The sequence below is a fragment of the Advenella mandrilli genome, assembly GCF_016595155.1.
Lineage (GTDB): Bacteria > Pseudomonadota > Gammaproteobacteria > Burkholderiales > Burkholderiaceae_B > Advenella > Advenella mandrilli.
The window spans coordinates 168,580-184,817 of the sequence record NZ_JAENGP010000004.1; the positions used below are offsets into that span (position 1 = coordinate 168,580).

The 16,238-nt window shown below is 48.2% G+C and carries 14 protein-coding genes; 5 read left to right on the forward strand and 9 right to left on the reverse strand.

Annotation, left to right across the window (positions count from 1 at the left end):
* Positions 1-15: 15 nt before the first annotated feature.
* Together mhpA and JHL22_RS05355 are read right to left on the reverse strand one after the other, a co-directional pair.
* Positions 16-1,497, reverse strand: coding sequence for a bifunctional 3-(3-hydroxy-phenyl)propionate/3-hydroxycinnamic acid hydroxylase MhpA (gene mhpA, locus JHL22_RS05350; protein WP_200234707.1), 1,482 nt, complete (start codon positions 1,495-1,497; stop codon positions 16-18).
* Between the two features lies 1 nt (position 1,498).
* Positions 1,499-2,050: a VOC family protein gene (locus tag JHL22_RS05355; protein ID WP_200234709.1), complete on the reverse strand. Its 552-nt coding sequence runs from the start codon at positions 2,048-2,050 to the stop codon at positions 1,499-1,501.
* A gap of 150 nt (positions 2,051-2,200) precedes the next feature.
* On the opposite strand from JHL22_RS05355, the gene JHL22_RS05360 reads away from it, so the two are divergent.
* Both JHL22_RS05360 and JHL22_RS05365 read left to right on the forward strand, forming a co-directional pair.
* On the forward strand, positions 2,201-3,181 hold the full coding sequence (locus JHL22_RS05360) for a Bug family tripartite tricarboxylate transporter substrate binding protein (RefSeq protein WP_200234711.1): 981 nt from the start codon (positions 2,201-2,203) through the stop codon (positions 3,179-3,181).
* Between the two features lie 184 nt (positions 3,182-3,365).
* A protein-coding gene (locus tag JHL22_RS05365) for an IS3 family transposase (protein WP_200234857.1) occupies positions 3,366-4,732 on the forward strand; the annotation gives its coding sequence in 2 pieces (ribosomal slippage) (positions 3,366-3,867 and positions 3,867-4,732; 1,368 coding nt in all).
* 67 nt (positions 4,733-4,799) lie between these two features.
* Here JHL22_RS05365 and yfaE read toward each other — a convergent pair.
* From yfaE to JHL22_RS05390, 5 genes are all read right to left on the reverse strand, one after another.
* Positions 4,800-5,123 (reverse strand): class I ribonucleotide reductase maintenance protein YfaE, encoded by a 324-nt coding sequence (gene yfaE / locus JHL22_RS05370; protein ID WP_200234713.1) that lies wholly within the window; start codon positions 5,121-5,123, stop codon positions 4,800-4,802.
* Positions 5,120-6,253, reverse strand: a complete 1,134-nt coding sequence (gene nrdB / locus JHL22_RS05375) for a class Ia ribonucleoside-diphosphate reductase subunit beta (protein ID WP_200234715.1) — start codon at positions 6,251-6,253, stop codon at positions 5,120-5,122. The genes yfaE and nrdB overlap by 4 nt, the downstream gene beginning before the upstream one ends.
* A gap of 28 nt (positions 6,254-6,281) precedes the next feature.
* A complete protein-coding gene (gene nrdA / locus JHL22_RS05380; protein ID WP_200234717.1) occupies positions 6,282-8,558 on the reverse strand; it encodes a class 1a ribonucleoside-diphosphate reductase subunit alpha in 2,277 nt (758 codons plus the stop codon).
* Positions 8,559-8,889: 331 nt separating this feature from the next.
* A complete protein-coding gene (gene dusA / locus JHL22_RS05385) occupies positions 8,890-9,930 on the reverse strand; it encodes a tRNA dihydrouridine(20/20a) synthase DusA (RefSeq protein ID WP_200234719.1) in 1,041 nt (346 codons plus the stop codon).
* The gene (locus JHL22_RS05390; protein WP_200234721.1) at positions 9,911-11,713 is read right to left on the reverse strand and encodes a ClcB-like voltage-gated chloride channel protein; all 1,803 of its coding nucleotides are present in this window, start codon (positions 11,711-11,713) and stop codon (positions 9,911-9,913) included. The genes dusA and JHL22_RS05390 overlap by 20 nt, the downstream gene beginning before the upstream one ends.
* Before the next feature lie 176 nt (positions 11,714-11,889).
* On the opposite strand from JHL22_RS05390, the gene JHL22_RS05395 reads away from it, so the two are divergent.
* Genes JHL22_RS05395 through JHL22_RS05405 form a run of 3 tightly spaced genes read left to right on the forward strand, consistent with a single transcriptional unit; the run spans position 11,890 to position 14,436 of the window.
* Positions 11,890-12,858, forward strand: coding sequence for a homoserine kinase (locus tag JHL22_RS05395; RefSeq protein ID WP_200234723.1), 969 nt, complete (start codon positions 11,890-11,892; stop codon positions 12,856-12,858).
* A gap of 6 nt (positions 12,859-12,864) precedes the next feature.
* Positions 12,865-13,680, forward strand: coding sequence for a BPSS1780 family membrane protein (locus tag JHL22_RS05400; protein ID WP_200234725.1), 816 nt, complete (start codon positions 12,865-12,867; stop codon positions 13,678-13,680).
* Between the two features lie 33 nt (positions 13,681-13,713).
* Entirely contained in the window at positions 13,714-14,436 is a 723-nt protein-coding gene (locus JHL22_RS05405; protein WP_200234727.1) for a M48 family metalloprotease, read from the forward strand.
* 104 nt (positions 14,437-14,540) lie between these two features.
* Here the strand turns inward: JHL22_RS05405 and JHL22_RS05410 are convergent, their stop codons facing one another.
* Both JHL22_RS05410 and JHL22_RS05415 read right to left on the reverse strand, forming a co-directional pair.
* Complete coding sequence (locus tag JHL22_RS05410; protein WP_200234729.1) at positions 14,541-15,470, reverse strand: electron transfer flavoprotein subunit alpha/FixB family protein; 930 nt, start codon at positions 15,468-15,470, stop codon at positions 14,541-14,543.
* A 1-nt stretch (position 15,471) separates the two neighbouring features.
* Positions 15,472-16,221, reverse strand: a complete 750-nt coding sequence (locus JHL22_RS05415; protein WP_200234731.1) for an electron transfer flavoprotein subunit beta/FixA family protein — start codon at positions 16,219-16,221, stop codon at positions 15,472-15,474.
* Positions 16,222-16,238: the final 17 nt, after the last annotated feature.

Below are 16,238 nucleotides of genomic sequence, written 5' to 3' on the forward strand. Positions count from 1 at the left end.
TTAACAAAAACAGTATCACGGTACTAACGATAATAATGCCTGTAATTGTGCCTTATTTTTACCCGTACCCAGCACATAACGGTCGGGGCGCAGCACAACAAATTCCGCCTCTTTTTCTGCCAGCCAGTTACCAACCTCCTGGTTATCCAGTTCCACCGGCACGATATTAGCCCTTTCTGCCAACGCATCCTCCAGTTTGTTAAAACCCGCTTTATCGGTATGTACAATCGCAAAACGGTTGCCAACAAGATCATCCAGTGCAATGCCTTCCCTGTTTCTGGGTTGGAAAAATAATTGCCCCCCCGCCTTTCTTTGGCTATCCCACAAGCCTTCACCCAATTGCGAGACCGGCATGAAAAATTCACGGCAGCCGTCTTCACGCAGTTTCCTGTCGCGCTCTGCCGCTTTATCAGGGTCTGTGGTCTGGATAATACTGCCCAGATAGACAGCCAGCCCAATAACTTCATGGACATGGGCAGAACGCTCTGATTCGTAAGTATCCAGTAAGGTATCACTGGCATTGCCCTTGATAATCGATGTGAGTTTCCAGTACAGGTTGGCCGCATCTCGAATCCCGGCACACAAGCCCTGCCCCAGAAATGGCGGGGTCTGATGGGCGGCATCACCGGCCAGCATCAGGCGCCCTTTGCGCCAGCCCTGGGCAATCAGGGAATTAAAGGTATAAATAACCGCACGCTCCAGGTCTGCCTGCTCTGGATTGATCCAGCGCTCAAGCATTTTCCAGATGTTTTCAGGTTTAACCAACTCCTCAAGGTTGTCATCGGGCATGACCATGATTTCCCAACGGCGGCGGTTATCCACCACATTGCAATAGGTCATGGGGCGTGCCGGATCGCAATGCTGGATAGTGTAAGGTGGTAACTCTACATTCTGTTTAAGCAAGACATCAAAGACCAGCCATTGCTGACGCAATCCCAGGTTTTCCATGGGACTATTCATGGTATTGCGAACAAATGAACGGGCACCATCACAGCCCACCACGTATTTGACCCTATAATGACTGCTTGCATGGGTATTATGATTTTGTGCCGTCAATTCAACACAATCGCTTTGTTCCTGAATACCAATCAGTTCGGTGCTTAGCCTTAGCGTCACGTTTTCATGGCTGGCTGCCTTTTCCCGCAGCAAAACTTCCAGCTGGGGCTGGTGAAAATAATAATTATTGGCGCATCCATTGGGGCCGCTTTCGTTACTGCCCGCCCGAACCAGCAAGGTTTCCCCTTCTGCATTCACAAAATGCATGCCATGAATACCGGGGCGGCTGATTTCCAGCACTTTGTCTTTAAGACCCAGGCTTTGGAAAATCCGCATGACTTCACCATCAAAATGGATGGCACGCGGTAATGGATAAATATCCGCCTCGCGGTCCAGCACCAATACCTTCAAGCCTTCCTGGCCTAACAGGCCGGCCAGGGTGGCACCAACCGGGCCGTAACCCACAATCGCGACATCATACAGTTCGTTTTCTGTCTTCATATTACACCCCCATTAATTGACGCATTTCTTCGTACCACTCAGAACGCAATTTGAATTTTGGATATTTGCGGGCAATGGCTTCGGCTTGTGCCATGATGGCGTCATCGCTTAGATCAAGATCAATGGATTCGCGCAGGGGCTGGTCACAATACCAGGGAGTGTCCATGAAAATTTCAAGACGGTTACCCTCGGGGTCACGACAATAAATGGATACGGCATTACCATGCGTAACACACTGGATATCATTAACATCATTATGTTTTTTTACGCGCTCGTAAAAACGGCGCAAATTATCCAGGTTGGGTACACGAAATGAAATCTGGTTAATCAAGTTGAACTGAAGATTTTCCGGCCGTCCGGTTGCCAAGACGAGTTGGTGATGCTCGGCAGGATCACGACTTAAAAACACCAGTTGGGTATGGCCCAGGTCTCCCTTGTCGGTTTGGGTGAACTCAAATGTTTCTTTGTAAAAAGCACTCATTTTTTCCAGGTCATGTACATAAATACCCAGATGGCTGAGTGAAAGCTGAATATTGTCTTTGGCTTGTGTCATTTCTGTCTCCTAAATACAAATATCATTTAATGATAATTTGATTAAAATTAATCAAAATTAATTTGATCTTTTTATTATATTATGATAATTTAACAAAGATCAAGTTTTATTCGATTTAATCAAGACAATGACATCCCTGAGGAGACAACTATGCGTTTTACCATTAATAAGCTTTCAAGAAAAATCACTATCGGACTAAGCCTGGGGCTTATCGCTTTCAGTGCACAAGCGGCTTACCCCGATCGCCCTATTCGTATCATTACGCCGTTTGCCCCTGGCACTGGCCCTGATACCAATGCCCGTGAAGTTGCTGCCGAGCTTCAGAAAAACCTGGGCGTTAGCGTTATTATTGACAATAAACCGGGCGCATCAGGTGCCATTGGCAATGCTGCCGCAGCCCAGGCAAAACCAGACGGTTACACGTTGTTGATTGGTTCAACCAGCACATTGTCCATTCAGCCTCATTTGTATACCAAAAAAACCTATGACATTGAAAAGGATTTTGTTCCGGTCAGCCTGCTGGGTATCATGAACACCGGCTTAATTGCCAGCCCCAAAGTAGCGGTTACCGATGTGAAGGATTTAATCGAAAAATTACAGAAAAATCCAGGGCAATTCAATATTGCCAGCATGGGTGTAGGCAGCTATTCCCATTTATCAGGTGAATGGTTTGGCTTTGACAGTAAAACAAGCCCGGTTTTCATTCCGTACAGCACCACCAACCCATTTGCTGATTTAATGGCCGGACAGGTGGATTTCTTATTTGATGCCCTGCCCGCCGCTGCCGGTGGCATTAAAACAGGAAAACTGAAACTATTGGCCATTACCGGTGACGAGCGCCATCCCAGCTTCCCCGATGTACCCACCTTCAAAGAAGCCGGTCTTGACGACTTTAGCCCCTTCGGTTGGCAAGGCTTGCTGGCACCTGCCGGAACGCCACCTGAAGCACTGAAAGTGTTGGGAGAGGCCATGCAAAAAGTAAACGATAACAAGGAACTGGCCGAACGCTGGGAAAAAACCTATATCGGCAAACTGGAGGGCAGCACGCCTGAAGAGTTCAAGGCGTTTATTGCTGATGATAGCAAAAAGTGGCAGAAAGTGATTGAACGCGCCCAAATCAAGCTGGATTGATTAGCCTCTGAAAAGTATTGTTTTATCTGTATACGTTTCCACGCTGGAGCGAGGTATTATTCAGGTGCAGCGACTTCGGCGCGAAGCGGCGTCGGAGCAAACCTGAATAATGCTTCGCTCCTACAAAAGAAATGAACTGACCCCAATAAGTTGGACACCCATTCAACTTTTAGGGGTCTTTTCAATGACAAAATATGATTTGCCGTTCAAAATCAAATTAGTCCAAGAGTATCTGTCCGGCCAGAGTGGCTATCGCCTCATTGCCGATACCTACGGGGTGGATATTTCTCAATTGCGCTATTGGGTAGCAAGCTACCAGCATCATGGCGTATCCGGCCTGGATAACAAGCGCGGTGCCTATAGTGATGAATTCAAGCAGCAAGTACTGCGACACATTGCCCGCGAGGGGGTATCCGACCGACAGGCCGCAGCACTCTATAACATCCGCAGCATAGGAACCATCGGCAAGTGGCGTCGCCAGTATAATACTACCGGTGAATCCTGGGCCTTGAAGCCCCCCCATAAAGGTGGAACTCAAATGAAAATGCCTACAAAACATCTTCCCAAGACGCCTGCGTCTGACGAAACACGGACACAGCAAGAACTGCTGGACGAGCTGGCTTACTTGCGTGCGGAGAATGCCTACTTAAAAAAATTGAGGGCCTTAATCGAAGCGAAACAGGCTGCAGCGCTGCAGACAAAGCGCAAGTCATCCAGGGATTAAGGCCCGATCATTCGCTCAATCTGCTGCTCCAGATAACAGGGCTGTCGCGCAGTACGTTTTACTACCAGCTCAAGGCGCAAACGGTAGGCGACAAATACGCAGCCATCAAGGACAAGATTCTTGAGCTTTATGAGCGCCACGAAGGCCGCTATGGCTATCGGCGCATCACGGCAGCGTTACGCCATCTCAAGACTGTGGTGATCAACCACAAGGTGGTGCAGCGCCTGATGCGGGCACTGGGTTTAAAGTCGTTGGTCCGCGTCAAGAAATATAAATCGTATGCGGGTGCGGTCGGGACGATTGCGCCGGATTTGCTCCAGCGCCAGTTTGAGGCCGATCAACCGAATCAAAAATGGGTGACTGATGTGACGGAATTCAAAGTCAACAATCAAAAGCGGTACCTCTCTACCGTGATGGACTTGTCCAATCGTGAAATCATCGCCTGGCAGATGGCACGGCGCCCGGTTTTGCAGCTGGTCACCGAGATGTTGGATAAGGCCTTGGCCCGGCTTAAGCCGTCTGAAAAGCCCCTTTTGCACTCCGATCAGGGCTGGCATTACCAACATGCCCGTTATCGGAAAATGCTGGAAGACAGGGGTATCGTGCAAAGCATGTCCAGGAAAGGAAACTGCCTGGACAATGCGGCAATGGAAAGCTTCTTTGGTATACTGAAGTCCGAGTTCTTCCACCTGAAACGCTTCGATAATATCGAACAGCTGGAGGCGGGCATTGAGGAATACATTCACTACTACAATCACGAACGTATCAAGCTCAAGTTAAACGGCCTGAGTCCGGTACAATACCGGATTCAGGTGTTAGCTGCCTAGTTTTTAACCGTCCAACATTTGGGGGTCACTTCATTCAGCGCGTGGGAACGTTCCGCTTACAGAAAAATCAGGCTTTAGTGAAATCCAGGCTGTTTTGCGGTTCCAGATCCTCACTTAAAGCAAGCTGCTCGGGCTCATAGGCCTGCGCAACATCCAGATGCACGGTATTAACCGGCACGCAGCAGCATGGCAACACTTCATTACGTGAAATAAAAGCCAGCGGCTCGGATAGGTATCGGACCTCGCCGGATATCAGGCGGGTGCGGCAAGACCCGCAATAACCCGAACGACACTGATACTCCACCTCATGGCCGGTTCTTTCAAGCCCCTCAAGAAGGGTTTCCCCATCTAGTAAATCAAAACTGGTATCCAGTGTTGCAACAAGGGTCATAGCTCAAAATTTTGTAGTGCATCTGTATTGATTTCGGCATCAATCTGACCGATCAGGTAAGAACTGATTTCCACTTCCTGGGGTGCAACCTGTACATTATCGGATGACAACCAGGCATTGATCCATGGAATCGGGTTTTGTTTATTACCGTCAAAGGCAGGTTTCAAGCCAACGGCTTGCATACGAAAATTAGTAATGTATTCAACATACTGACACAGGATATCCTTGTTCAGGCCAATCATGGAACCATCCCTGAACAGATATTCAGCCCATTCCTTTTCCTGCAAGGCTGCCTTTTTGAACAGGTCAAAACAGGGCTGCTCAAGCTCTTTGGCAATGTCGGCCATTTCAGGGTCGTCTTCGCCGCTACGCATAATGTTAAGGATATGCTGCGTACCGGTTAAATGCAGGGCTTCGTCACGGGCAATCAGCTTGATGATTTTGGCATTGCCTTCCATCAGTTCACGCTCGGCAAACGCAAACGAGCAGGCAAAACTAACGTAGAAACGGATGGCTTCAAGGGCATTGACCGCCATTAGGCACAGGTAAAGCTTTTTCTTCAGTTCACGCAAACTGATCGTCACGCTTTTTCCGTTAAGGGTGTGAGTACCCTCTCCAAAAAGATCGTAATACTCGGTCAGTTTAATAAGCTCATCGTAGTAAATGGAAATATCGCGGGCACGGGCAAGAATATGTTCATTCACAACGATATCGTCAAATACCGTGGCAGGGTTACTGACAATATTCCTGATAATATGCGTATAGGATCGCGAATGAATCGTTTCCGAGAACGACCAGGTCTGTATCCAGGTTTCCAGTTCGGGAATAGAAACCAGCGGCAGCAATGCCACGTTGGGGCTACGTCCCTGAATAGAATCCAGCAATGTCTGGTATTTCAGATTGCTAATGAAAATATGTTTTTCATGATCGGGCAAAGCTGCGTAATCAATCCGGTCCTGGGAGACGTCCACTTCCTCGGGGCGCCAGAAAAAAGACAATTGCTTTTCGATTAGTTTCTCGAAAATCTCGTATTTTTGCTGATCATAGCGAGCCACATTCACGGGTTGACCAAAGAACATAGGTTCTTTTAATGGGTCATTGGCTATCTGACAAAAAGTACTATAAGACATAATTTATTTACTCTATTAAAACCACGGCTTAAATTTTGCAAGCACCACCGGCACAATCATCGTCACCCTGATCAGCGGTTTGTGCATCGTCGGCACCATCACGGGTGTTTTGGTAATACAAGGTTTTAAGGCCGAACTTATAAGCGGTTAACAAATCTTTCAACAGCTGGTTCATGGGCACACGACCATTTGGGAAACGGGACGGATCATAGTTGGTATTGGCCGAAATGGACTGATCAACAAATTTTTGCATAATACCCACCAGTTGCAAATAACCGTCATTACCGGGCATGTCCCACAACAATTCATACTTGTCTTTCAGGCGATCATATTCGGGGACGACCTGTTTCAGGATACCATCTTTGGAAGCCTTGACACTGACCAGACCACGGGGAGGCTCAATGCCATTGGTCGCATTGGAAATCTGGCTGGAGGTTTCTGAAGGCATGAGAGCGGTCAGGGTGGAGTTACGCAAGCCATGGGTAATAATATCCTTGCGCAAGGCCTCCCAGTCCAGATGCAAGGGCTCATTGCAAATCGCATCCAGGTCTTTTTTGTAGGTATCAATAGGCAAAATGCCTTTTGAATAGGTAGTCTCATTAAAAGCCGGACAAGCACCAAACTCTTTGGCCAGTTTTACCGATGCCTGCAGTAAATAATATTGAATGGCTTCAAAGGTGCGGTGTGTCAGTGCCTTGCCACTGCCATCAGAGTACTTGGCATTGTTTTTAGCCAGGTAATAAGCATAGTTGATAACGCCAATACCCAGGGTACGACGGTTCATGGTGGCAATTTCAGCCGCCTTGATGGGGTAATCCTGATAATCCAGCAAAGCATCCAACGCACGCACAGCCAGTTCAGACAAATCCTTCAATTCATCCAGGGACGCGATGGCGCCCAGATTAAACGCCGACAGCGTGCACAGGGCAATCTCGCCGTTTTCATCGTTAATGTCGTTCAGGGGCTTGGTTGGCAAAGCAATTTCAAGACACAGGTTGCTTTGGCGAACCGGCGCCACAGCCGGATCAAAGGGACTGTGCGTATTGCAATGGTCAACGTTCTGGATGTAAATACGACCCGTACCGGCGCGTTCCTGCATCATGAGCGAAAACAGGTCTACCGCCTTTACCTTGCGCTTGCGAATGGAAGGATCATTTTCATATTGCTCATACAAAGTCTCGAAACGGCTCTGGTCTTCGAAGAAAGCATCGTACAGACCAGGCACGTCAGAGGGAGAAAACAGAGTGATGTCGCCACCCTTGATTAAGCGCTGGTACATAAGGCGGTTGATTTGCACGCCGTAATCCATGTGGCGTACCCGGTTTTCTTCTACGCCACGGTTGTTTTTAAGTACCAGCAAGGATTCAACTTCAAGGTGCCAGATGGGATAGAACAGGGTTGCTGCACCACCCCGCACACCACCTTGCGAGCAGCACTTCACCGCTGTCTGGAAGTGTTTATAGAAAGGAATGCAACCGGTATGCTTGGCTTCACCACCACGAATGGTGCTACCAACCGCACGAATGCGGCCCGCGTTAATGCCAATGCCGGCCCGTTGCGATACATAACGTACAATTGAACTGGTGGTGGCATTGATGGAGTCAAGGCTGTCACCGCATTCAATCAGCACGCATGAACTGAACTGGCGGGTAGGCGTGCGAACACCCGACATAATCGGGGTTGGCAGGGAAATCTTGAAGGTGGAAATGGCATCATAAAAACCTTTCACGTACTGCAAGCGGGTTTCTTTGGGGTATTTGGAAAACAGACAGAGTGCAACCAGAATATACAAGAATTGGGGGCTCTCATAAATTTCATGAGTGACCCGGTTTTGCACCAGGTATTTGCCTTCAAGCTGTTTTACCGCGCCATAGGAAAACGACATGTCACGCCAGTGATCAATGTAGGAATCGGCTTCTTCCAACTCTTGTTTGGTGTAGTCTTCAAGGATATGAGCATCGTATTTGCCCATCTCTACCATTTTGACAACGTGCTCATACAGCTTGGGCGGATCAAACTGGCCAAATGCGATCTTGCGCAAATGAAAAATAGCCAGGCGTGCAGCCAAATACTGGTAATCGGGTGATTCTTCGGAAATCAGGTCGGCGGCCGCCTTGATGATGGTTTCATGAATATCATCGGTACGGATACCGTCATAAAACTGGATATGGGAACGCAACTCTACCTGAGAAACAGAAACATGATCCAAGCCTTCAGCAGCCCATGCGACAACACGGTGAATTTTATCCAGATTCAGGGGTTCTTTTTCCCCGCTACGTTTGGTGACTAATAGGTTCTTGTTCATGTGTTTACCCGAAAAAATATTAACAACATTTCCCGCTTATTAACCTGTCTGTCACAGGAGTGTAAACGGTTGCTTTGGCGTGGATTTATTAAAATAAAACAGCCATCTTCATTGTATTTGATGAAAAAACAGTAAAGACAGCCATTAGAAAAATTCTACATTTAGTAAGGGCGCAAGGCCGAACCACAATATATAGTAATTTAACGAGAATATCAAGTTTAAAAAAACCGTTCGAAAGGCTTATTCATTTATACAATCAATTGATAAAAAAGCCAATTCTTCCCTTGCCGGAGATAAAAAATTATTGTAAATAATTTTTATTTTTTACGCTTCATACCACAGTTTGACTATTTACCAACTGAGCAAAAGCCTGCATAAGCAAAGCCGGATCATTGGCGGCCAACAAACGGTGATCGGACAGGGTGCGGCGCCACAGCCGCGAGCCCTTCTGGCCATTGACCAGACCCAACATAGCCCTGACCGTCAAACGCATGGGTACCCCTGTCAACCGCTCTTTGGCGATGTAAGCCATCATGATTTCAACAATCGTCTCATTGGAAGGAACCGCAACGTCCGGCCATAACAGCTGGCTGGCTTCACGCAGCAAATAGGGATCATGCCAGGCAGCGCGCCCTATCATGACACCATCAAACTCATTGGCCATGAGATACATTTGCTGCACTTCTTTAAGCCCGCCATTCAGGACAAACAGGGCGTCGGGGAAATCTTGCCTGAGTTTTGCAACGACATCATAACGCAAAGGTGGAATTTCCCGGTTATCTTTGGGTGACAGGCCCTTAAGCACGGCATTACGGGCATGCGAAACAAACACCCGACATCCGGCATCATAAATTTTCCCAACAAAATCCCGCACAAAACCATAAGAGGTATCGTAATCAAGCCCCAGGCGGTGCTTGACCGTTACGGGCAGATTAACCGCATCTTGCATGGCCTTTATGCAATCGGCCACCAGTTGGGGTTCTGCCATTAGGCAGGCACCAAAAGCCCCTTTTTGCACCCGTTCGGAAGGACAGCCACAATTAAGATTAATTTCATCGTAGCCCCACTCCTGACCCAGCCGGGCACAATGCGCAAGCTCCCGTGGGTCGCTGCCCCCCAGTTGCAAGGCGAGTGGATGCTCTTCTTCATTAAACCTTAAGTGTCTGGCAATATCACCGTGAATAAGGGCACCGGTCGTAACCATTTCTGTATATAGCAATGCTTTGGGCGCCAAAAGGCGGTGAAAGAAACGGCAATGACGGTCTGTGACATCTATCATGGGCGCAACCGACAGTCGCCATGGCGCATCGGCACGGGCATAAAGCCCGACTGGTGCCAATTTTTCCTGCTGTTTATTTTCGACGATTGTCATACAATTTTCTCGCTCTTACATCCAAAATAGCGTCACTGCTGGCATCCAGCAATTTTTTCAACTCATTAAATTTCTTAAGCACATCAGATTTATAAACCACCCCTAGCAAGAGCGGCCTTTCATCTGCGCTTAAAACCGGTAACCGCTCGCCATTGAAGGCCACAAAATAATCTTGCACTTCATCCAATGTCATATCGGGTTGCAGTGTCGTTAAATAAGAACGATTAATCAGTTCTCCTGACAAAGGCGCCAGCATGTCGTTACCAGACAGCAGGAAACTGCTAACGTCTTTATGCGCAATCACCCCCTGATATTCGTTCATTTCATTAACCACATAAATAAAACGCACGCCAAATTCAATAAACATATTCAGGGCATCTTGCATCGTTTGATTATGCTTGATGACCGTACTTACCGGACTGACCAAATTGGCCAACCTAAGCTGGCGCAAGCGATGCCGTAGCAGCAAATCCTTGTCACGCGATTCTGTTACCGCATACATAACCGCGCCCGCGATAGACCGGGAGGTGAAATAGGAAAACACACAGGCCAGCATAAGGGGGAGTATTATAGTATAACTGTGCGTCATTTCAAAAATCATGAGTATCGCCATTAGCGGTGCACTGGTAGCCGCAGCCAAAAATGAGCCCATACCCAGCAACACAAACAGCGCGGTGTTGGATAACACTGCTGGCAACAGCAAACCAAAAAGCTGTACACACAATAAGCCCAAGGCCCCACCCATAAACATCACAGGCGTAATCACCCCGCCTACCGCACCCGACCCAACCGTAATCCCCGTAGACAAAACCTTGGTCAACAATATCAGGGTCACTGCCGTCCAGGCCCAGGGTTCATGTAAAAAAGAACTCAGAACACTGTAACCATTGCCGGCCACACGGGGTTCTAACAATGTAAACAAGCCCAGAACAAAACCACCCAGGGCCAGCCGCAATGGCAACCCCAGCCCGGTTTTCCTGAACAGACGTTTGCCGCCATCAAGAAAACGCAAAAACTGGGGGGCCAACAAGCCCGAGACAATACCCAGTAAAACCGCGAAAACCAGGAAAGACGGATCAATTGGCATGAGCTCGGGCAAATCGTACATGACATGGTAATAACCCAGCATACGCATGGTGATGTTTGCGGTTGCCGCAGACAGCAGCAAAGGACCAAGAGTTTGCATAGACATGCTGCCCAGCACGATTTCAGCCACAAACAGGGCCCCTGCAACCGGTGCATTATAAGCGGCCGAAACCCCGGCTGCCGCTCCGCAAGCGACCAGCAAGCGTAAGGGAATCGCCTCGAAGCAAAAAAGCCGTCCTGTGGCCGAAGCGCCCATGGCAGCAAGGTGAATCATGGCCCCCTCACGACCAATCGAACCACCGGTAGCAATCACGCTTAACGAAGACAGAACCCTTAAAAACCCCTGCCGCAGTGACAAGTGCCCATTGCCAATGGCCACCGCCTCCATGTAGTCGGCATTGCTGTCCACCTTGAGTTTGCTTGCCCACCACAAAAGCAGCCCAGCCACAAGGCCGCCAAGCGCCGGATACAGTATTCGTTCAGAGCTTGACCAGATGCGCGTCACCGAAACGATAGACCCTGATTGCCCCGACAGCAACAGTTGGACCTGGTGGATGCCCCAATAAAAAGCAATGGTGGCCAGTGCGCCCAACACGCCCATGAACAATGCCCATACCAGCAAAGCGGGTTGCCCGGAAAGCCACCGGGCTTGTTTACATTGTTCCCTGAGCACGTGAAGACCATTACTGAAAATCATCGCCTATCCAAAAATGCCAGAATTAAAAAATTTATTATATCCAAACATCATTTGGGAATATCCCTAGATGGCTATGCTTTATTTTTAAATGTATTAAATGAATGTATCATTGACTATTCATCCTGGACTAAAATACCGGGCATCTGCATTAACTTAATTGATGATATATACCTGATATGGCTGTTTTTACAAATCTGACCACCTCTGAAGCCGAAGCATTTCTTGCTGAATATGACCTGGGTGAGCTTGTTTCCTTACGAGGCATTACGGCCGGCATCGAAAACACCAACTTTTTCCTGACCAGCACGCATGGCGAATATGTCCTGACCCTATTCGAAGTGCTTACCCACGAACAGTTGCCTTTTTACATTGAATTAATGCACCATCTGGCCAGCAAGGGTGTCAAAGTACCCATGCCGCAAACCCGCAAAGATGGCAAGCGTATTGGTACACTAAAAAACAAGCCAGCATCTATCGTTACCCGCCTGGCGGGTGGCTATGAGGCCTCACCCAGTGTCAATCACTGTATTATTGCGGCCCAAACCCAGGCCCAGGCACACCTTGCAGCGGTAGATTTTCCAATCAGGCAGCCAAATTTGCGCGGGCTTGGCTGGTGGCAGGCTACCTACCCCAGCATACAGCCGTTCCTGAACCCGGAATTAACGCAGCTGTACCAAACCTCACTGGACGAACAAATCCGTGTCCAGGGTTCAGCCCTTTGGCAAAACCTGCCAGCCGGCCCCTGCCACTGCGACATGTTCCGCGATAATGTCCTGTTTGATGGCACGTTTGAAAACCCAAGCATGGGTGGTGTTATTGACTTTTACTTTGCCGGTTGCGATAAATGGATTTTCGACGTGGCGGTTGCTGTCAATGACTGGTGTATAGAACGCGAAACCGGTGCTTTGCTTAAGGATCATACAAACGCCTGGCTGCAAGCCTATCACCGCATCCGCCCTTTCACCCATGAAGAACGACAGGTGTGGCCGGTTGCCCTCAGGGCCGCTGCCTTGCGTTTCTGGACATCCCGCCTTTATGATTTTTTCATACCGCGCCCGGCACAAACCCTGAAACCGCACGACCCGACCCACTTCGAACGCATTCTCAAGCTGCGTACCGAATCAGTCCTTCCACAATTACCATAATCAATTATGCAAGCAGCTAAACTACCTTTTTCTGCGGGATTACAATGGGTTCAAGCCGCTTTCGCCTTGTTCAGAAAGCAGCCTATGGCACTGCTGGCCATCACGTTTATTATCAATTTCCTTAGCCAGATTCTTATTGTTCTCCCCCTCATCGGCTTGCCACTTTTTATTGTGAGCATTCCCGTCTCCAGCCTGGTCATGGTAACCGCCTGCCGTTCTATCGACAGCAACAACAAAGTCATTCCAGCCGAATGGGTCCTGCCACTTAAAAAGCCCGATGTTATCCGACGCCTGGCCGTAATTGGTTTTTTATACGCCAGCATCTTCATGCTCATTACATTCATCTCATTTTATCCAACCCTGAATGCCCTAAGCCATGAAGACATGCAAAAAATCTCCAGGTTGCTTTCCGATCCCGAATACAAACTGACACTGGCCGACATTCCCAGTTTTTCCATTAGTATTTTTCAGTATGCTTTATGGGCAATCCTTACATTTTTAACCGCCATTTCTTTCTGGAATGTACCCCAATTAATTGGGTGGGAAAACCTAAGTGTTAAAAAAGCCCTGTTTTATTCCATGGTTGCTTCCTGGCGTAATAAAATTGCCTTTATGGTTTACTTTTCCATTTGGGGTATATTATTTTATGCCTGTCAGTTTCTTCTGACAGACCTGCTGGTGTTAATGGGGCTGCCACTTATGCTGATTGCCTTTATTGCCCAAATACTGGTCATGATTATTGCAGTCAGCATGTATTGCGGTTTTTACTCCAGTTATGTTGCCATTTTTGGTAAGCCAGACATACGCACCATAGAACCCTGATTCACATTTATTTTTATCAGTATGAGAGTAATCATGATAAAGAAACTCATTATTTCCGGCCTGTTGCTTGGCTCATTAAGCGCCTGTGAAGGCATGAATAGCGCGGGCATGGTTGACGCGGCCTCGTCCCTATTCCAGGCCGCCACCATTAACGATGCCGAAATCCAGACCCTGGCGGTGCAATCCCAACAGCAACTAGACCAGCAAAACACGGTTGCCGGTGCCAATAACAGCTACACCACACGTCTTAACAATATTACCCGTAACCTGCGCAGCTACAATGGCACAACCCTGGACTACAAGGTCTACCTTAATCCGGAAGTCAATGCCTTCGCCCTGCCCAATGGCAGCATTCGGGTTTATTCAGGCTTAATGGATAAAATGACAGACCCCGAACTGCTGTTCGTGATTGGCCATGAAATTGGCCACGTCATGAATGGCCATTCAAAATCACAGGCACGCACCAACCTGCTTACACTGGCGGCACGCAAAGCCGGCGCGGCAAGTGGCAACTCAATTGTTGCATCACTGTCGGGCAATGAAATTGGCACTTTGGCCCATAATCTGGTTAATGCCCAGTATTCACAATCGCACGAACTGGAATCCGATGCTTATGGCCTGAAAATCCTGCAAGAAAACAATTACGATAAATCCCATGCGGTATCGGCCCTGCGCAAACTGGGTGGTGGCGGTGGTGGTTTTTTCTCCAGTCACCCAGATTCTGCCAATCGGGCAGACCGGATAGAAAAAATGTAGTTAATGCCAGCCATAAAAAAACGCTTCAAATGAAGCGTTTTTTATTACCTTAACAGGGCAAAATACCAACTATGCATTGTATTTTACCCTGTTTAAACGGTGCCTTACAGCGCACCGACCAGTTCAGGAACGGCAGTGAACAAGTCGGCAACCAGACCGTAATCGGCCACACCAAAAATAGGTGCTTCTGCGTCTTTATTGATAGCAACAATAACTTTGGAGTCTTTCATGCCGGCCAGGTGCTGAATGGCACCAGAGATGCCAACCGCAACATAAAGTTGTGGCGCAACAATCTTACCGGTTTGACCAACTTGCCAGTCGTTAGGAGCATAACCGGCATCAACCGCTGCACGGGAAGCACCCAATGCTGCACCCAGTTTGTCGGCCAATGGGTCAAGAATCTTGAAGTTCTCGGCACTGCCCATACCACGGCCACCAGAAACAATAATGGCAGCAGCGGTTAATTCAGGACGATCGCTTTTTGCAACTTCACGACCTACAAATGAAGACAGGCCAGAGTCGGTAACCGCGTCAACGTTTTGCACAGAAGCAGAACCACCTTCGGCAGAAACCGCATCAAACGCAGTTGTACGCACCGTAATGACTTTTTTGGCATCAGTGCATTCTACGGTTGCAATTGCGTTACCGGCATAAATAGGACGCTGGAACACATCTGCAGACTCTACGGCAATGATGTCGGAAAGTTGGGCAACATCAAGTTTGGCAGCAACACGGGGAGCCACGTTTTTACCGGATGCAGTCGCTGGGAACAGGATATGGCTGTAATTACCGGCAATAGCAATAACCTGTTCGGCCACATTTTCAGCCAAAGAGTCGGCCAATTGTGCCGCATCTGCCAGCAGGACAGTGCTTACACCGGCAACTTTGGCCGCTTGTTCGGCAACTGTCTGTGCACCGCTACCAGCAACCAAAACGTGAATATCACCACCAATTTTTGCTGCGGCGGCAACGGTATTTAATGTAGCTGCTTTTAATTCTGCATTATCATGTTCAGCAATAACCAAGATCGTCATATTAAATCACCTTTGCTTCATTCTTTAATTTATCTACCAGCGTAGCCACATCAGGAACGGTAATACCGGCTTTGCGTGCTGGTGGTTCTGACACTTTCAGTGTTTTGATGCGAGGAGTCACATCAACACCCAGATCTTCGGGTGTGTAGGTATCCAGTTGTTTTTTCTTTGCTTTCATGATGTTGGGCAACGTTACATAACGTGGCTCATTCAGGCGCAAGTCTGTGGTGATAATGGCCGGCAATTTAACTGAAATAGTTTCCAGACCACCGTCAACTTCACGGGTAACCTTGGCACTGTCGCCTTCGATTTCAATTTTGCTGGCAAAAGTAGCCTGGGGCCAGCCCAACAATGCAGCCAGCATCTGACCAGTCTGGTTGGCATCGTCGTCAATGGCCTGTTTACCCAGAATAACCAATTGAGCCTGTTCTTTTTCGGCAACCGCTTTGAGCAGTTTTGCAACGGCCAATGGCTGAAGCTCGACGTCTGTTTGCACCAGCGCGGCACGATCGGCACCAATGGCCATTGCTGTACGCAATGTTTCCTGGCACTGCGTGACGCCGCAAGAAACCGCCACTACTTCAGTCGCAACACCTTTTTCTTTTAATCGCGTTGCTTCTTCAACAGCGATTTCATCAAAAGGGTTCATTGACATTTTTACATTGGCAATATCTACCCCAGTTTGATCTGATTTGACGCGCACTTTGACGTTATAGTCAACGACACGTTTTACAGGTACTAATACCTTCATCCAAGTATCTCCTAATA

What these genes read in the sequence shown, in the direction of transcription:
- JHL22_RS05360 (WP_200234711.1), top strand. Translation starts at nt 2,201, where the DNA reads ATGCGTTTTACCATTAATAAGCTTTCAAGAAAAATCACTATCGGACTA.
- JHL22_RS05405 (WP_200234727.1), top strand. Translation starts at nt 13,714, where the DNA reads ATGATAAAGAAACTCATTATTTCCGGCCTGTTGCTTGGCTCATTAAGC.
- JHL22_RS05390 (WP_200234721.1), bottom strand. Translation starts at nt 11,713, where the DNA reads ATGATTTTCAGTAATGGTCTTCACGTGCTCAGGGAACAATGTAAACAA.
- nrdA (WP_200234717.1), bottom strand. Translation starts at nt 8,558, where the DNA reads ATGAACAAGAACCTATTAGTCACCAAACGTAGCGGGGAAAAAGAACCC.
- JHL22_RS05355 (WP_200234709.1), bottom strand. Translation starts at nt 2,050, where the DNA reads ATGACACAAGCCAAAGACAATATTCAGCTTTCACTCAGCCATCTGGGT.
- yfaE (WP_200234713.1), bottom strand. Translation starts at nt 5,123, where the DNA reads ATGACCCTTGTTGCAACACTGGATACCAGTTTTGATTTACTAGATGGG.
- JHL22_RS05400 (WP_200234725.1), top strand. Translation starts at nt 12,865, where the DNA reads ATGCAAGCAGCTAAACTACCTTTTTCTGCGGGATTACAATGGGTTCAA.
- mhpA (WP_200234707.1), bottom strand. Translation starts at nt 1,497, where the DNA reads ATGAAGACAGAAAACGAACTGTATGATGTCGCGATTGTGGGTTACGGC.
- dusA (WP_200234719.1), bottom strand. Translation starts at nt 9,930, where the DNA reads ATGACAATCGTCGAAAATAAACAGCAGGAAAAATTGGCACCAGTCGGG.
- JHL22_RS05395 (WP_200234723.1), top strand. Translation starts at nt 11,890, where the DNA reads ATGGCTGTTTTTACAAATCTGACCACCTCTGAAGCCGAAGCATTTCTT.
- JHL22_RS05410 (WP_200234729.1), bottom strand. Translation starts at nt 15,470, where the DNA reads ATGACGATCTTGGTTATTGCTGAACATGATAATGCAGAATTAAAAGCA.
- JHL22_RS05415 (WP_200234731.1), bottom strand. Translation starts at nt 16,221, where the DNA reads ATGAAGGTATTAGTACCTGTAAAACGTGTCGTTGACTATAACGTCAAA.
- nrdB (WP_200234715.1), bottom strand. Translation starts at nt 6,253, where the DNA reads ATGTCTTATAGTACTTTTTGTCAGATAGCCAATGACCCATTAAAAGAA.